Source organism: Cupriavidus sp. 291-E7 (genome assembly GCF_057798835.1).
In genome coordinates this window covers 143,857-160,828 of the sequence record NZ_JBYOJV010000009.1, presented here as the reverse complement: position 1 = coordinate 160,828, position 16,972 = coordinate 143,857, and the positions used below count along the sequence as shown (strand labels likewise).

11 protein-coding genes are annotated in these 16,972 nt (G+C 62.3%); 7 read left to right on the top strand and 4 right to left on the bottom strand.

Translation table 11 applies throughout. The annotated features are described in order from the left end of the window. Positions 1-161 precede the first annotated feature (161 nt). A complete protein-coding gene (locus tag AC3FLX_RS17485) occupies positions 162-1,148 on the bottom strand; it encodes an acetoacetate decarboxylase (ADC) (RefSeq protein ID WP_488698567.1) in 987 nt (328 codons plus the stop codon). Positions 1,149-1,212: 64 nt separating this feature from the next. Further along, positions 1,213-2,448: an NADH:flavin oxidoreductase/NADH oxidase family protein gene (locus AC3FLX_RS17480; RefSeq protein ID WP_488698566.1), complete on the bottom strand. Its 1,236-nt coding sequence runs from the start codon at positions 2,446-2,448 to the stop codon at positions 1,213-1,215. Between the two features lie 335 nt (positions 2,449-2,783). On the opposite strand from AC3FLX_RS17480, the gene AC3FLX_RS17475 reads away from it, so the two are divergent. From AC3FLX_RS17475 to AC3FLX_RS17455, 5 genes are all read left to right on the top strand, one after another. Next, on the top strand, positions 2,784-3,233 hold the full coding sequence (locus tag AC3FLX_RS17475; protein WP_488698565.1) for a MerR family DNA-binding transcriptional regulator: 450 nt from the start codon (positions 2,784-2,786) through the stop codon (positions 3,231-3,233). 637 nt (positions 3,234-3,870) lie between these two features. After that, on the top strand, positions 3,871-9,261 hold the full coding sequence (locus AC3FLX_RS17470; protein WP_488698564.1) for a hypothetical protein: 5,391 nt from the start codon (positions 3,871-3,873) through the stop codon (positions 9,259-9,261). Continuing rightward, complete coding sequence (locus AC3FLX_RS17465) at positions 9,261-12,506, top strand: hypothetical protein (RefSeq protein WP_488698563.1); 3,246 nt, start codon at positions 9,261-9,263, stop codon at positions 12,504-12,506. The genes AC3FLX_RS17470 and AC3FLX_RS17465 overlap by 1 nt, the downstream gene beginning before the upstream one ends. Positions 12,507-12,586: 80 nt before the next feature. Then, a complete protein-coding gene (locus AC3FLX_RS17460; RefSeq protein WP_488698562.1) occupies positions 12,587-13,720 on the top strand; it encodes a hypothetical protein in 1,134 nt (377 codons plus the stop codon). Positions 13,721-13,788: 68 nt separating this feature from the next. Beyond that, positions 13,789-13,992, top strand: coding sequence for a hypothetical protein (locus AC3FLX_RS17455; protein ID WP_488698561.1), 204 nt, complete (start codon positions 13,789-13,791; stop codon positions 13,990-13,992). Positions 13,993-14,222: 230 nt separating this feature from the next. Here AC3FLX_RS17455 and AC3FLX_RS17450 read toward each other — a convergent pair whose 3' ends face one another. Next, entirely contained in the window at positions 14,223-14,630 is a 408-nt protein-coding gene (locus AC3FLX_RS17450) for an Rrf2 family transcriptional regulator (protein ID WP_488698560.1), read from the bottom strand. Positions 14,631-14,705: 75 nt separating this feature from the next. On the opposite strand from AC3FLX_RS17450, the gene AC3FLX_RS17445 reads away from it, so the two are divergent. Both AC3FLX_RS17445 and AC3FLX_RS17440 read left to right on the top strand, forming a co-directional pair. Next, positions 14,706-15,680 (top strand): alpha/beta fold hydrolase, encoded by a 975-nt coding sequence (locus AC3FLX_RS17445; protein ID WP_488698559.1) that lies wholly within the window; start codon positions 14,706-14,708, stop codon positions 15,678-15,680. Positions 15,681-15,993: 313 nt separating this feature from the next. Continuing rightward, positions 15,994-16,119: a hypothetical protein gene (locus AC3FLX_RS17440; protein WP_488698558.1), complete on the top strand. Its 126-nt coding sequence runs from the start codon at positions 15,994-15,996 to the stop codon at positions 16,117-16,119. Positions 16,120-16,197: 78 nt separating this feature from the next. Here the strand turns inward: AC3FLX_RS17440 and AC3FLX_RS17435 are convergent, their stop codons facing one another. Further along, a complete protein-coding gene (locus AC3FLX_RS17435; RefSeq protein ID WP_488698557.1) occupies positions 16,198-16,866 on the bottom strand; it encodes a methyltransferase family protein in 669 nt (222 codons plus the stop codon). Between the last annotated feature and the right edge of the window lie 106 nt (positions 16,867-16,972).

The window sequence follows — 16,972 nt, the reverse complement described above, 5'->3', positions numbered from 1 at the left end:
GAGTCAGATAGGCGCGGGCTTTGTCTGCATCGGATGCATGGCTCGCATGCAGCGTTTGGGCCGCGAGTGCGGCTGATGTCAATGTCGTCGTCGGGAATGCCGGCATCCAAGCGCCTGGTGGGAGCGTCACCTTCGGCAGCCGGGATAGCAGGGGCTACTACTCAAAGTGGCCTTGGGGAGTACAGCGCGCTTTGAAACTCGGGCACGTACTCGTACTTGAGCATCTTGCCGAGCTTCAGGGACTTGATGAACGTCGATAGACCGCCTTCAGTCAGGGCGAGGCTCACTGTCTCGGCACTTGTGCTGGAGGCATGACTGAGTTGACGGGAATTTGCATATCCGGTGGTCAATTGCCCATGCTGGTCGAAGGTTGTAAAGCTGTTGGTCACCATCGAGATTTTTCCGGAAAGGTCGTCCAGCTTTCTGGTTTCGATGGTGACATCGATCTTGCCCGTCTCGCTATCGAGGATCTCGACGACGACTGACTTTTCGGTTTCGCGGTAGTTAATGCCAGTCAGCCATTTTGGCAGGTTGTAGCCAACAACACCCCGTACCCTTGCGAGCTCCGTATTGACCGGAAGCTTCAGTACGTAGCCCCAGAAGTCGTTCGATATCGCCTGACCTATCAAGCTGAACGGCCCGAGATTGGAACTACCCGGCCGATTCGTGACGACGGAAAGACCAATCTCGTTGTAGCTGTCGTTGTCGCAATAGCGATATGAGTAGGCGGTGAGCGCGATCAGGCCCCTGCCTGGCCAGATCTGAAGCGGTTGAACCTTCGCCAGTACCTCGGCAGGCATCAATTCCCGCAGCTTGTTCAAGTCAGCAGTGAAGATGGCTGTCACCATGCTGTTCTTGTAGTAGAAGTTTGGCGAATAGGATTCAAAGCCAATATCTACCTTGTCCTTCTTGAGTGTCTTGAACCAATTCAGGTCGACGTCTGGAGCTTCGGATTCGATGACGGAAAGAGGAGGGTTGGAGCGATATCGGTCATACAGCCCGCCTTTGACAACAGGAACCTCATGACCGGCGATACTGATTGTTGTGCTTTCGCCCTGCTGAATGTCCGATGTGCCATCGGCCCAAACCGGGCTCAGTTGAGTACTCAGGAGTATGCCGGCTGCAGCCGCGGGTTTGCCGATTTTCATGTTGATGAGTTCAAGTGCTTAAAGTGTTTAAGTTAAGGGAGGTCTGGTTCGGTTGTCCGGTCTGTCAGCCGTAGCTGCGCTGGGCTATCCAGCGCCGATACTGACGGGCGCGACGTGCGTCGGACACCTGCTGCAGGATCAGCGCGCGCAGTGCCGACACCTTCGGATTAGTCGCCTTGCCGCGGCTTAGCTTGCGCAGCTGAAACTTGACTGCCGCCATGTTGGCCGCCGAGGCCAGCGGCTTGTTCTTCCATTTGATCGGCAGTAACGCAGGTGCGCTGTCCTTGCCTGCACGCCAATCGCGTGGCAGATTGGGATCGATCGCCAGGGCGGTGCCCATGCCAACCATGTCAACGCCGCTCTTGATCACTTCCTCCACCACCGGCCAACGGCGGATACCGCCCGTGACCATCACTGGCATCTTCGCGATCGCGCGGATGTCCCGGGCGAATTCGATAAAGTAGGCCTCTCGGGCGAGCGTGCTGCCGTCGCTGGCGTCGCCCTGCATGGCCGGGGCTTCATAGCTGCCTCCCGACAGCTCGACGAGATCAACGGCCAGTTCGTTGAGCAGCTTCACAACCTGGCGGGCGTCGTCCGCGCTGAAGCCGCCCCGCTGAAAGTCGGCGGAGTTCAACTTGACGGCAACCGCGAATCCAGGCGAAACCACAGCGCGTACAGCCTTGACGATTTCAATGAGCAGGCGCGCGCGGTTCTCCAGCAAGCCACCCCACTCATCAGTTCTCTGGTTGCTCAACGGCGAGAGGAACTGACTCAGCAGATAGCCGTGTGCCGCGTGGATCTCGACGCCCGTGAAGCCGGCCTGCTCGCCCAGTTGGGCGGTACGCGCAAAGCGACGGATGACGTCCTCGATGGCTTCGTGCGTCATCGCCTTTGGCGCGTTGAAGTATTTGGACATACTGCCCAGCTTCAATGGCACCGCGGAGGGGGCCCACGTGGGCTGTCCCAGATTGGCTGGCATCTGGCGGCCGGGATGGTTGACCTGCAGCCAAAGCTGCGCCCGGTTGGCTCGGCCGACCTGCGCCCAGCGCCTGAACCGCTCCAGGTGACGGGCGTCTTCCAGCACGACGCCGCCTGGCCCCGTCATCGCACGGCTGTCCACCATCACGTTGCCTGTGATCAGCAGGCCTGCGCCTCCCTCCGCCCAGGCTCTGTACAGACGTATCAGTTCCTCGGAAGGCGCGTGGTCGTCATCTGCCATGTTCTCTTCCATAGCAGCCTTGGCGATGCGGTTCGGAATCGTCGAACCATTGGGGAGTGCGAACTTGTCGAACACGTTCATGGGGTCACCTCATTGATCGTGCTTCGACTCTAAGATTAAAGTCAGCTTTAATGTCAAGCCCCATTGTTGGCTGACCACGGGCCACCGGCAATCGCTGCCATGCCGAGCGGCATACGTCGTCTGGCAGTGGAACGCTCTTGCCTGTGTGGCGCCGGCGGAATGCGGGCAAGCTGCCGAAGCAACTTGCGCGATGGCTGCATCGCTGTATCCCTCTCCACGTAGGGCTGGGTGCCGAAGAATATGCTCCTCGGCATCCGCGGCGGTTAGCTGCCTCGGCCAGCCACGAATTACTGTAGGATTCAAGCTAACTTTAAGGTCAGTACTTTTGGTGACGTATGAGAATTGGAGAACTGGCGAAGCTCAGCGGTTTGGCGCCTTCGCGCATCCGCTTCTATGAGAGCGCCGGATTGATCTCGACGGTCGATCGCAAGGCGAATGGCTACCGTGATTACCCGCCGGAGGCAGCCTGGATTCTGGAAATCATCACCGGCGCGCAAAGTGCAGGGTTCTCACTCGAACAGATCCGCCATCTGCTCCCGGTCGGCTCTGGGAACTGGCAGCATGACGAGTTACTGGAAGCCCTGAGGCGCAAGGTCGCCGAGATCGACGACATGCAAATGCGCCTCAAAAAGAACAGGGCACAATTGCTTGCCGCCATCAGCAGCATCGAAAACCGGCCCACGGAGATGAACTGCACCGACCGGACGAAGTGGGTGCTAGACCGTCTCCGCGACGAGGCGGTCGTGCCAGCCAAAGGAAAGGCCCGCCGCCCCGCCGTGAGGTGAGCTCGGCCGGCCAGTCACGGGAATTGCTGGCCTTTTCGTTTCAAACGCCTGGAACAGTTGATGGCCGTTGTAATGGCGCGGCCAATGTGGTCGCCAGCCCAATGCGCGACAGGTCAGCAGAATCTTCGGTAATGCGAAGGGCGGCAGGGGAGGGCGCGGCGTTCATGCGGAGCGTTGTAGGACGACGCAACGTAGTCTTCAACTACGTTATAACCGCTACAAATCTCTCGGCGATCACCCCATTCCGGTGGAGTCAGATCCACCTACGGAGCAGTTCGTGATGACGGTATGACAACGATGCCGGACTGACGAACGCCATAAAAACTTGTGCAGATCTGTCGAAAGCGGCATGCATTTGCGTTTTTGTTGCGCTCCTCTACGCTCCACTCATTGCCTGTGGCCCGCCCGCGCGTGCGCCTCGTGCAAGATGAAAAAAACAAAGCTGCCGAGGGGCGCCTGCGATGAAACAGGGCACGACATCAGGCGACATCATCTCTGGCGCACGTGGGACGCGGTGTCCTGCCGACCGCGCGATCCATGCCTTCCCGTTCCGCAGTTCCGGACGCCCGGCCGTTGGCCGCCGGTATCCGTCGACCGGTGGCGTCCGTGTCAGTAACCGTGTATCCCGGAGCCAGCCATGTCGGTAAGGGCGTTCCTGCAGCAAGCGCGCGTGCTGGATCACGTCGTGTTGCCCAGCGAAATCGACCTGCTCCTGTCGATCCTCAATCCCAACCCCGCGCCAACCCCACTGGGCGGCGGCATTTTCAAGGGCGAAGTCGAAATCGACCTCGACCAGAACAAGAGCCCGATCCCCGGATTCGATTTTCATCTGGCGCTGCCGACTGAGCAGTTGGGCAAGATACCGTTCAAGCTGAAGCTTGAGCCCGAGCAGAATCCAACATCGTTCTGGTTCTGGCTGATCCTCTCCGAAGAAGATCGCGTGCACGCCGTCTTCAAGTTCGTCGAGCGGCTCCCCGGATTTGCCTTCACGGGCGCCAACATCGTGACCGACGCCGCCACCGGCGAAGCGAGCCTCGCCTCCACGGGGCAACCGGCCGTGCTGGTCAGCCGGGCGGAAGAAGCAGGCTCGCAGTTGGCACCTTCACTGCTGATCCAGGGCACCCCCGAGAAGCCAGCCAGCCTCCGCTTTACGCCGGACACCGACTCCACCGAAGGGATCGTGACCGTTGGCTTCGACACGCCGGCGGTGGTGTTTGGCAACTCCAGCATCGGCTTTCACTGTCCCGCCCTTGTCATCGACGACAGCCAGGAACATGCTGGTCCTGGGAGCGGTGCGCCCGCACTGTCTCCTCCACTCGATCACATCGACGCGGACAACAAGACCTGGCGCGGGATACTGGCGCGCCAACTGAACTTCTACCTGCCTCGCGACATGCCCTTCTTTGGCGGGCAGCCGATCAAGGGATACCTGGCCATTCCCACCGGCCCCGGTGGCATCCAGCTTGTGATGGAAACCAAGGTGCCGCCAAAGGCGGCGATCGAGCAAGCTTCGGCGCGACCAGGTTTCAGCATCCGGATCGAATGCATTGATCCAACCGCCAGGGGATTCTCGGGCCTGGTCCCAACGTTGATTTCGGCCAGCATGGACCTGCCTCTCAACGGCCGGTCCGTGCCACTCGAACAGTTGGGGGATCTCACCTTCCTGGCCGGCGAACCGGTTCGCGTGACAGCCACGTTCGCGCGCGATCCGGCCAACGACCCGGGCAATATGCGGATGACGCTGGGGCTTTCGTCGCAGGGTCCGGCGGGGCTGGTCATGGTACAGACCGACGACAATGCCGGGGCGTTGGCGCCCGCCAAGGTGTTCAACACGGCAGCGGCGATGGCGACCTCACTGATTGCCAATGGTGACGTTCAGAACGATGGCGGCAAGTACCACTTGGCGGCCATCGCCGCGGCCGGCGCGGCCCTGTCGTCGTTGTTCGAGCCCGCCAGCCGCTTCGTGCTGCACGGTGCCGAAATCGAGTCCACGGGGCATGGTCTGCCAGTCGGCGAACGGATCTCGCTGAACCTCGATTACTCGGTGGCCGTTCGCGTCACGGCGCTCGGCGTGCCAGGCGGAGGGCTGTCAGTCAGCATGGTGCCCGACCAGCCCATGCGCATCCGGGTGCGTCGCGTTGCGATGACGATCGACATGCGCAAGTCAGGGCTTGGCATGTTCGATCTCGACTACGACCGGGCTGAGATGGAAATCGAGAATCCCGGCGCCTGGCAACTCGATGGCTTCGAACAATTGTTCGACGTTGTCGGCAGCCGGTCGGGCCGTGGTTCGGCCTGGATCGAGGTTGACCTGCGCTTCCGGCTCAACCTGGGGCCGGTCAAGGTTTCGGGCGTCACCATACGGGGCACGCTCAAGGATGGGCATCCTGTCGTCACCCTCACTGGTATCGCCGTGGGCATCGACCTGCCGGGCGTAATCGCGGGCCGGGGAGCGTTGCATCTGATTCCGGGCGGTTTCGAGGCGCACATTGCCGCGGCAATCGTGCCGATCCAGTTCAATGCCGACGCAACGGTGATCTACAGCGATCCAATGGTGTTCCTGGCGCTCGCGGCGGAGTTGCCGGCACCGCTGCCACTGGCCAATTCCGGACTCGGGCTGTTTGGCGTCTCCGGGATGTTCGGCGTGGCCGCCCAGCCCAAGCTGAGCGGCGAAGGCGATCCGGTGCTGCGGCAACTGCAGTGGCGCCATGAGCATGCGGAAGACTTCACCGTGGCCGCCGGCAACATGTTGTTCGGCATCGGTGCCGCCGTGGGCACGTTGCCCGATCTTGGCTTCACCTTCGGGGCGAAGGCCGAGATCCTGATCACCGTCCCCGACGTCTCGGTGCGTGGCGCGCTCAATGGCAGTGTGATGCGTCCACGGCCGAAGATCACCGATCCAAGTTTTCCGCCGGTTCGTGGCGTGAGTTGCCTGGGCTTTATCGGGGTCGATGCGCGCGCCGTGGATTTCGCGGTGATCGGCTCGATCGATTTCAAGCCGTTGCTGGAGATCCGGCTGCCGCTGGTTGGCCACTATCCCGTGGCGGGCGATACGAGCGACTGGTACACCTATCTGGGTGCCGACGGCTACGACGGGCAGGGTCGCAAGATCGGCCCGGTGTCGCTCAAGGTATTGCCGGACATCCTCGGATTCGGCGCCGACGCATACCTGATGGTTCGCGGCAAGGGCATCCTGCGCTGGCCCGTGCAGGCGCCGTTCATCGACTACGACCACGGCTTTGTCATCGCCGTCGGATTTTCGGTTCATCAGAATTTCGGGCTGCGGCCCATCGCCTGGGCGCAGCTCTATCTGGGTTTGGATCTGCTGCTCGTGCCCAGCCCGCTGACCTTTGCCGGTCTGGGTGGGGCCAACGGGGCATTGCACCTGGGGCCGTTCGCGCTTGGCGTGAGCGCCGACGCGAAGTTCATTGCCGTGGCGCAGGACGTCTATCTATGGGTACGTGTCACCGGCCGTATCGAGCTCTTCTTCTTCGATATCGAGGGTTCGGTGACCATCACCTTCGGCGGCGATGAAGCAAAGCCGTTCCTGCCGCCCGCGGATCAACACCCGCTCGACAGGTACGAGTCATTCCAGAACGAGCGGCGGCGGGTCGGGTCGACTCCGGTGCTGACCGACGACAGCTATCGTGTCATTGGCCACCTTGTCGAGGATCCGGCGAACGTCACAGACGAGGTTCGCGTCTGGCCGGATGTGCTGATCTCCATCCCATTCGCATTCGCCCCAGACGTGCTACCCGGTGCGGATGACCAGTTCTTCGGCGTGAATGGCCCGGGCAAGCCATATGCCGGCAAACGCATCGGGTCGGAACTGCTGCGCTACTGGTGGCAGCTCAAGGACGTGGCGTTGTTCGATGTCACCGACGAGGTCGATCCCCGGGTGGGCGGCACGCGGGTCGGCACACGGTTGCCGGCGCGCTGGCAGGTGCCGCGCGGCGCGACGGACGCCACGGAGCTGCTGCTGTTCAGCACGGTGGGCGACCTGTGGGTCAACCGTCGCGCAGATGCCGGCAAGGACGTTGGCAACCCGATCGGCACCACAACCGACTTCTGCACGGCCCGCCCGGAGGCACGCCCGGCATGGGCCATCGGCTACCTGGCGCGGCGATTGACCGCCGGCTACCACTTGCCGCAGTCACCGTCCGGCAACGACCCGCTATGGAGCCGGGTCGAATCCGAGATGCATCACTTCGGAATAAACGAGAACGGCAACGAGACACCGCTCGACCGCGCTTATGGCACGCATCCCGGTTTCTCATTGAGCGCCGCGCGGCTAGTGAGATTCGAAGCGCCGCAAGACCTGGGACTCGAGCGGAGCTTCGACGGTGCCATTGTCGCGCCGACGCTTGGGGTGCCCCCCGACCTGAAACTCGCGGAACTGATGGAATCCGGCGCGTTCGTCGAGCAGCGCCTGCACCTGGACCTGCCCGAAACCATCACGCAAGGTCTGCTTGTGGTGTCTGGAGACCGCCGCATATTCGAGCATGGGAACCGGTTCGTAGGCGTCTCGGTAAGGAGCGCCACGGGCGCCACCTGGGAAGGTCCCAAGTTTCTTGGCACGGTGGATGATCGCGACGTTTTCAGCTTTGCACAGCCCGGCGCCTCCGCGACAAATCGAGTGATCGTCAACTGGCCAATCAGTGCCACGATCGCGGTGCTTGGCCTGCGCGGCGTGTCGAGCGTCGCGGCCGAGGCCGCTGCCCAGGCGCGCGCCGCCATCGACGACCTTGCCGAACAGTTGAGCCGGGCCAGGCAAGACGGCCCGAAGCTGACGATGCTGCCGCTGGAACTGCACCGCCGAACCATTCTCCAGCCCGGGCGCATCTACCGGCTCGACATCGACATGCTGTGGTCTGGCGAACGGTACGATGCGGGGCAGAATACGCCCGCGGACTCACGCCTGGATCAGGCGAGCTACCAGCCGCCGGGCACAGCCGGGGCGAACACGCCGACACTGCGGCAACTGTTCTTCGGCACGGCCAGGAAGCAGGAAAGCGTGCAGCTCGTCAGCGGCAAGAAGGGCTTTGCAGACTTCCTCTTCAAGCGGCAGAACGTGTTCGTGCCGCAGATGCTGGAGCGCTACCTCGCTGGCTACGAACCGGGCCAGAGTGACCAATGCCGATTCCGCGACGACCCCATCGCGGCCCACTTCACGCAAAGCCACGTACCGGCCCTTGCCAATAGCTACGGTTTTGCCGTGTCGACCGCGGTGAGGCGCATTGACAGACCGGGCGAGCCGCATGCGCGGCCAATCCTGCTGGCGCCGGTCTGGAGCTTCGGCAAGCTGCGGGAATTCCTGTCGCCAGTCGACCAGGTCAGGTTCGACGCAATTATTGCCGCGCCGTGCGCGCAACCCTTGCCGGGCGCCACGGCAACCGCCGCCACCACGCTCGATCCTGAGGCCTGGTATGAGGCCTATGTCACGGCCAATGTGGATGGCAACCCGACGGGGCGCCTGCCAGGCGTCACGTTCAAGACGTCTCGGTGGCGCACGCCGGAAGACATGCTTTCATCTCTGGGTTGGCAGGTGATCGCACCGGTGGCCATGCCACCCAAGGACGTACTGGCCGGTGACCTTGCGGTTGTCGGCGCGGCCATTGGTGGCGGCGCGGTGATCGATGACGATGACCAGGCCTTCCAGAGTGCGCTCGCCAGCCTCGGTCTGGACGGCTGGCCGGTCGCGGAAGCGCCACGGCAAAGCCGCATCTGGATACGGCACCAGATGGGCGCCTGGCACTTTGCCGGCTTGATGCTGGAGTCGCCCGAGCCCATCCACCGGACGGGACGGCTGGAGTTCGACGGTGCGGCGCTGACGCTCGAAGGCGGACCGCCGGTGACGTTCGACATTCGCCGGCGCGATCGTTCAGGTTCCCGGCTGCTGTTTCTGACGTCGTCGCCGTTTGCGGTACCGGCACCGCCGCAGCAGGCTTTCCTCGTCCTCCGGTCCAGGCAGCAACACGTGGCCAGGGTGATGTTGCCGGAGGCTCCCGGCTTTGCGGAGGACCCCTGATGCCATCGATCCGAGCACCGTCCGAAATACTTTCGGCGTTCTCCTTCGCCGTGGAGCCTGACGGCGACAAGGACCTGCAGGCGGGCACGCATGTGCGGGTTTTTTCCGGCCTGGGCGCGAGCTTTCCGGTCGGCCCGCTGATCGTCAGGGGGCTGGATCTCCAGGGCGAGCGACGCGCTTGCAGGCTTTTCACGCAGGACTCGAAGGGCCTGCCAACTCCTTCGCAATTTGGTGACGATGGCGTGCTCGAGGTCACATTGCTGCTGTCGGACCCGCCAAACCTCATGACGTCCTCCATCGAGATCGACGAGGGCGCGGGCACCATCAAAGCGGCGGCGATGCTCGATCAGCATGGCCGCACCATCTGCGTGCGCGATCAGGGTCCGTTCGTATTTTCAGGACCGCTATTCCACAAGCTGAAGGTTTGGGGGTCTGGAACCTTGCGCATCATCCAGCGGATGATTCCCCTGGCCATCGTTGAGGAACTGCAGTTCGACCGCGAATCGATCCTGGCGACGCTGGCATTGCCGATCAAGGGCGATTTTCCCTGGTACCTGGGCATCCAGGATCGTGAGGCGGGGATGCTCAGGGTGGAGCGCGGTGCGCCGCTGCGCATGAATCCGATGGACCGCCCGTTTGGCAACCTCGAAAGCGTTTCGGCCGGCGATGAAATCGAGCGCGTCATCGCCTCGCTACGTTCGCTGCATGTGGAGGGCGGCTTCGACGCGCTGATCGAGCGGCTGGTCAGCACCAAAAAGCCACCACCGTGGGAACAACGGGAGCGCATGCTAGCCATCGGCACCACTCCCGCCGGGGACCGGCCGCAGCACGTCGAGCTGGACCGGCTCGGCACGCTGCAGCTTGCGGCAGCCGACCCCGGCGTTGCACGGTACCTGGGCCTTGCCGACCGTATCGACTCGCTCCCGGGCAATCGCTGGTCGACGCTGGCATTGTTCGGGCTGTTCGCCGTGTCGGTCGATGAGTTCTCGCAGTACGGGCTGGACCTGTCGGCCATCAGGGGCCACACGCCAACCAGCAATTTCGTCAAGGTCTATGCCCAGACGCTCAGTACTGCAACCGGTACCGACTACGGCCTCGCCGTGGAAAAGATGGCGACTCGGGTGATGGGGGACGGCCTGGTCATCGCGCCGCTGATGCTGATGATCGATCCGGTGCCGCCCTGGCTGCCTCCGGTCGTCCCTTCCCCGCAGGTCTTCCAGGTGCGCTGGCAAGGCTTGAGTGATACCCAACCCAGTCGCCTTTACCGGGCGAGCTTTGCGTTCGAGAACCTTCCGCTGGTGTCCCAGTGTGCGCTGGCAAGGCTTGAAGACCAGCAATGGGTGTCGCGCAACGATTGGCTGGACGGGTTGACGCGCGCCGCGCCGCGCCTCTTCGGCAAGGAGCGCGACGCGAGCCCGCGCATCACCGAGATAGGCGGGAACTCTTCCAGCCTGGAACCGCAGGCATTGGAAACGGATCATGACATCGACGCAGGCACCAACCAGACGTCGTTCGCGGTATGGGGTTCGGATTTCTTTGGCCGCTTCCCGGAAAAGGCGGCCTCCTTTTCCACAGCGCCCCCACCGCGTGTGCAGCCGCCAGAACCCGTATTGCGCTTCCACGTTGAAAGACTCGCCGGAGACATCCTGCCGGGCACGTCGCCCGGTGTGGTCAGTGTCAGGATTGCCGTGCCCGCGCGGCTTCCCGAGCCCGATGGCTTCTCGCCTTCGCAGATGGAACACGCAGGGAGCGCGACAGTCGTCCCACGGCTTGACGACCTGCCTGCCGGCGCCTTCGACATTGCCTCGATCCAGCTTGGCATCGGCACCCTGGACGATCCACCGATCGACGTGTCCAACCCCGGCACCATCGAGCACACGCTCGCGATTCCGCCAATCGCCGACGCGATCACCACCTTCTCCCTGCTGGGGCAGTACACCGATACGCAAGGCAACAAGTCAGCGGTGGCACGCGCGGCATTCGAAGTCCGGAACTTCAGGTCGCACACGTTGCTGAAAACCGGCGTGGGGCTGTTCTGGTCGAGCGAACCCGGCCCGGCACCCGAGGTGGAGCTGAAACTGCGTTGGAACGCGACGGATGGGTCGCGGTACCGGGTCTATCTTGCCGACCAGGCGGCGATGCAAATTACCGAGGCAGAGCTGGGGGAGGATCCGCCGGGGGCCACGTCCCGTGGCCTGGTGGCGGTGAAGGGGGCCCACCTCGAAGGCGTCAAAAAGCGTTTCCGGCTACTCACCGACCCGCCAGTGGTTGCGCAAGGCGGGGGCGCCGGGCTGTCCATCCATCTGCCACGCAGCCTTGAGACGGTGCAGTTCGTGCGTGTGGTGCCGCTCGGAACGGATGGCGAGGAAGCGGACTTTGGCAAGTGCGGCATCGTCGCGGTTGCAGTGCCCGAAAGCCGCCGGCCGGCCGCGCCCAGGCTGGATGCTGACATCGACCAGCAGACGGGCAAGGTATCGCTCACGGTTTCCACCGACGCGGTGGACGAAGTGATATTGAAGCGCGACGAACCAGGACTATTCCACCCGGGCCAGCGGGGCACGCAACCACCCGCCGCGACGATCCGGCGCGCGGTTGCCGGGGTGCCCGACCCCATATACGCGCGACAGGTGGGCGTTGCCGTCGCGATGGTCCGCGCGGCTGCCACGGGCCACTACGTTGCCTCGTTTTCCGACGACAACGCGGGGCGTGGGCTGGAGCCTTATGTGCGCTACGTGTACTGGGCAGAGTGGCGCATGCCGCCTGAACGACGGCTGCCTGCTGCCTATGATGAAGTGGCGAGCGAGATCGTGCCGGTGGCCCCCTCCGGTAGCCAGGATCAACCCAGGCCAAAGAGTTCGCCATCGGCCCCACGCACGGTCATGCACGTGCCACAAGCCGCGCCGGCGGCGCCGGACGTTGCGGCGATGCATGTCGCGCGGCAGCCCGGCCCATCGCCCGACACGCTTGTATTGCAGATTCAGGTGGATGACCCGCCCCGGGCGCACAAGCTAGCCGTCGGCCGCTTCAGGCTGGCGGCGTGGACGAAGCGGGCCGATGGCCCGATCGAGCCGATACGCAACGCCGATGGCGTCGTCCTGGGGGGTGCCTGGCCCAGTATCGAAGGCGGAAGTCTCACCACGCAAATTCCTGCGCCGGGTGACGTCGCGGCAGAGCTGACCCTGATGGTGGCATTCGTCGATCCGCTGGATCGTCTCGGCGACGTGACCAGTATTCCCGTCCCGTAGCCGAGTCGGGGGCCCGGGTACCAGGCCACGGCCGGTAGGCCTGCAGTCGCGATCCCGCGACGCAAGACAAAGGAGTTGATATGCCAGGACACTTTTTGTTTACGGTGACGAAGATCTCGCCGGACGGCAGAACCTCGCGTGCGTTCGGGCTCAACGACGGCGGGGTCGTCGTGGGAGACGTGGATGGCGATTTTCCCTGGGTCTTTTCACCCGGGGGCGTGGGACGGCAGCTCCAAGCCTTGCCGACCAGCGCCGGCAAGGGCGTGGCGCTCCGCGTCAACAACGCCGGCGCTATCGTGGGGCAATGCGACGCGATCGTATTCGACAATGCCTTCAATCCCGCTAGCACCACGCAGGGCACGCGCGCCGTGCTCTGGGCCAATGCGGCAACAGCGCCAAAGGACTTGGGAACGTTGTTGCCGACGCCTCCGCTCGGGTTTCCCGCCAATACGTTCTTCGGCAGCAGCAGGGCCAATGACATCAACAATGCGGGCCATATTGTCGGCGACTCGGAAGTGGCCCCGGGGCTCGAGCACCCGTTCTTCCTCGATGGCACGGCGGTAGGCATTCCGTTGGCCATGCGCGATCTGGATGTGTTCATACCCTTGAACCTCAGGCCGGTCTTCTTGCCAAGACCCGGCAGTGCAAGCGCACTCAACGACAACGGCGACATCGCCCTGGATGCGGCCATTGACGATGCCACCGGCATCGTCGCCCAGGCCTTTCTGCTGAATAACATTCTGGGGCCGGCAATTCCCTTCATCACGCTGCTTCAGGCCCTGCCAAGTGGTCTTGGACCAACGCTGCGCCATTCCGTCACGGCCGACCTCAATATCAACAAGGACGTCGTGGGTGCCTCGTTTGACGGCGCTCATCCCGCCGTGGTCCCGCCCCTGAATCCGCGCGCGACCTTCTTCCGCATCCCGCCGCCGGCGGCCACCGTTCCGATTCCGGTCATTTGCCGGGCCTTGGGGATCAACGACGCCGGCGCCATCGTGGGGAGTATTGGCTCTCCGACTGCCATTGTTTCGACTTCGAACGAGCGCGGTTTTCTGATTGACCCGGCGCATGGTGGCTTTCATGCCGATCTGAGCCTCGGCACGCCGGGTTTCACGATCCTGCGCGCAACCGGCATCAACAACAACGGCCAGATATCGGCCATCGCATTCGACCAGAACCAGCAAATTGAAGTGGGTGTGCTTCTCACGCCGTAGTGCGCCCGTTTTGAAACTGACGAGTCCAAGCGCCGCCGTCGCAATCGAAACGAATCGGAGGAGAATCCATGCAGAGCATGCAGCCACAGCATTGCTTCCTGCCCCAGGGCGCCATTCCGGCGCGCACGGCGTTCACCGAAGGCAATGCGGTGAATGCATCATGCCGGGAAACCGGCACCTTAGTTATTCCGAGCTTTGACACCACGACCATCCGGCCGTGGCGTTTTTTTGAATTGCATTCACGATGCAGACGGTCTCTGCCACCCTCGTAGAGGTGTCCGGTGTGCTACCCGAAGGGGCCATTCGAGGGCGAGTCGCAACTGTCCGCTGCTGGCCGGGCGCGGCCATTGGCCGTAGCCACACGCGGGCGCGCCGGAGTGCATGCTTACCAGAGCGCAGGCATGAGACGACGGCCGCCGAGCGTCGCTCGAAGGCAAGCGGGGACAGACATCGGCCGACTCCTGAAGCCTCACACATCGACCACCCGACTGGTGGTCCGCACCTAGATGCTCTTGGAGATTTCTGAAAGGCGAACCTCTTCAAGTGAACTTAGCCACGCCGCCTCCGCGGACGCCATCGCGTTGCAGAGAACCCGATTGACCGCCGATTCGACAGGGCAAGACAAGTTGTCTTCAGCAAGGCCGATCGCAAATAATCCCCTGTGCTCGATGGCGATGTAGATGTCTCGAGCTGTGAGCTGATCAAGCTCACACGAGAGGGCCCACCCCCCTCCAGGCCCCGGTACCGAATGGACATAGCCAGCCTGACGAAGCGCTGCCATCGTGCGTCGAACAAGGACCGGATTGGTATGCAACATCAACGCAATCGTCTCCGATGTCGTAGTGCCGCCTCGAAGGTGCATGTGAATCAACACGTGAAGTAGCCGGGCCAGCCTGATGTCGCGTTGCACGTCGTAAATCTCCCTTAACCGTAACGTCTGAAGTTACGATATTATACCGGCGTTCGTATATCTGTCAGGACGCCTATGATCACCGCCGCCCAGCACTTCATTGACGCCAATGGAATCCGCCTTCATGCCGTCGAAAGCGGCAAAGGACCGCTTGTACTGCTTCTCCACGGCTTTCCGGAAACCTCGCATGTCTGGAGACATCAACTGGCGGCGCTTTCCGATGCGGGCTTCCGCGCAATTGCGCCTGACCTACGCGGCTTTGGCTTAAGCGATTGCCCAGCGAAGATGGAGCAATACACCACAATCGACGTGATCGGCGACTTGATCGGTCTTCTGGACTCAGTGGGAGAGCGGCGCGCAGTGGTTGTGGGCAATGACTGGGGAGCCACCGTCGCATGGCAAGCCGCAACGCTGCGGCCAGACCGCTTCCGTGCGGTCGTCGCGCTGGGGGTGCCGCTGATGAACCGGGCGCCGATGGCACCGAGCCAGCTTTTTCCGCAAACCGATCGGATGTGGTTCTACACACACTATTTTTCGCAGCTCGGACTTGCCGAAGCCGAACTCGAGCGAGATGTTGAAAGCTCCCTGCGCAAGATCTACTTCTCGGCATCAGGTGACGTCGGCCCTAGAGATGAGAGGAGTCCAAATCCTTTTGGGCTTGTGAAGCGACAACGCGGATATCTCGATGAATTGCACGATTTCTCGTCGCTACCGGCCTGGCTTGCCCCCACTGATCTGGATGCTCTCGTACGAGCATTCCTACATTCGGGTTTTCGAGGGGGATTGAATTACTACCGCAATCTCGACCGAAACTGGGAACTGCAGGCGGCGTTCGAGGGGCGGACATTGGAAGTCCCGTCGCTTTTCCTGGTCGGCGAGCGTGACACGGGGTTGTCGATACCGGGCATGATGGACATCATTGATGCCATACCCGAGTTGGCGCCACATCATCGTGGCTCGCACGTTGTGCCGCACGTGGGGCATTGGCTCCAACAGGAGGCGCCGGCTCATGTCAATACTCTTCTGATTGACTTCCTTCGTCGCCTCTAAGTGATTCGATGCCGCACTAGCCGTCCCCATTGCCTTTTGGCTCACGGCGGATCTTAGTTGGTGAACGGCGCCTTGCGACTGCAGATTCAACTGGTCGATGCAACACACTTAAAGCTGCGCAAGCAGGCAGGTGCCAGGCATTGGCCCGGCAAGCTTCACTCTTCACCGTCCCGATTGTGCTAAGACGCACTGTCGTGGTTACGCTCGCTTTCACGATACAAAAAATCTGAGAAGTGCGACAAACAATTCGGATTCATCCGATGGTGCCAAGCTGGCGCTGCGCTACGAGCGCAAGGGCATCAGCTACTTGCCGATGCCTGTACTGGAAGGCACGGTGTGGCTTGCGCCTAACGCTGGCTTCGTCAAGCTTTCCGGTGCGCCGCTGGTGGGCGTGGACATGGTGACGGCGGAGACAACCGGCATTGTCGCCTCGAACTGATTCCGCATGACATGCGCCATGCCGCCTTAACACGGCGGGATGGCGCGGATCGTTGAGCGGCCGCCGCTACCTGCGTACTCAAAAGATGTAGGGAATAAATCGGTAGCGCACCCGGGCGCAATAGGCGCGGTACGTCGGATCCTGAGATAAAAGACGCTCTTCCCGAATGATCCGCGCAATCTGCAGGCAATACAGGCCGGCAAAGACCAGCAGGTTTTGCAGACCGAAGTTGGTTAGCACGAAGCCTACATGCGCGACAAAATAGGCCGCATATATGGGATGCCGCATGAACCGATACGCGCCGCTAGTCACGATTCCCCGATTGGCCGGCAGGATGCCGAACGAGAATCGTAGCGACAGCTTTGCGTAGATCTGCCAGATAAAGCTGACGATCTGCAGCGCGACCCCAATGATCTCGGGAATCAACTGCGATCCTGGCGCAAGATTGATACCAAGAAAGTAATAGGTTGCGCCGAGCGAGCAGAGTATGGCGGTGGGATGCCAGTCTCGCTTGTAAGGGATCCGGGCCAGCAAGGCCAGACAAACGACAACGGCTTCGCCTATGACGATGAAAAGTAGCGTGAAGCGCGTTGGGTCCGCAAGCCAATGATTGAACGCTGCATAGGCAAAGGCGGTGAACAGGGACGCGCAGGCAATCCTCAGGCAGACTTCCACGGCGAGATCTCGCAAGCCGATGGTGGGTGTCTCCACAAGCGAGCTGATATCGGCAGGCAACGATTCGTTCATGACAACCCCCTTCCGTACGTCGCCGCACGGTTACCCAGTCTTGTTAATTTTTACGGTGCGGTCGCGAGCCCGGTGCGCCACACAGATTTGCACCGATTCTTCACGA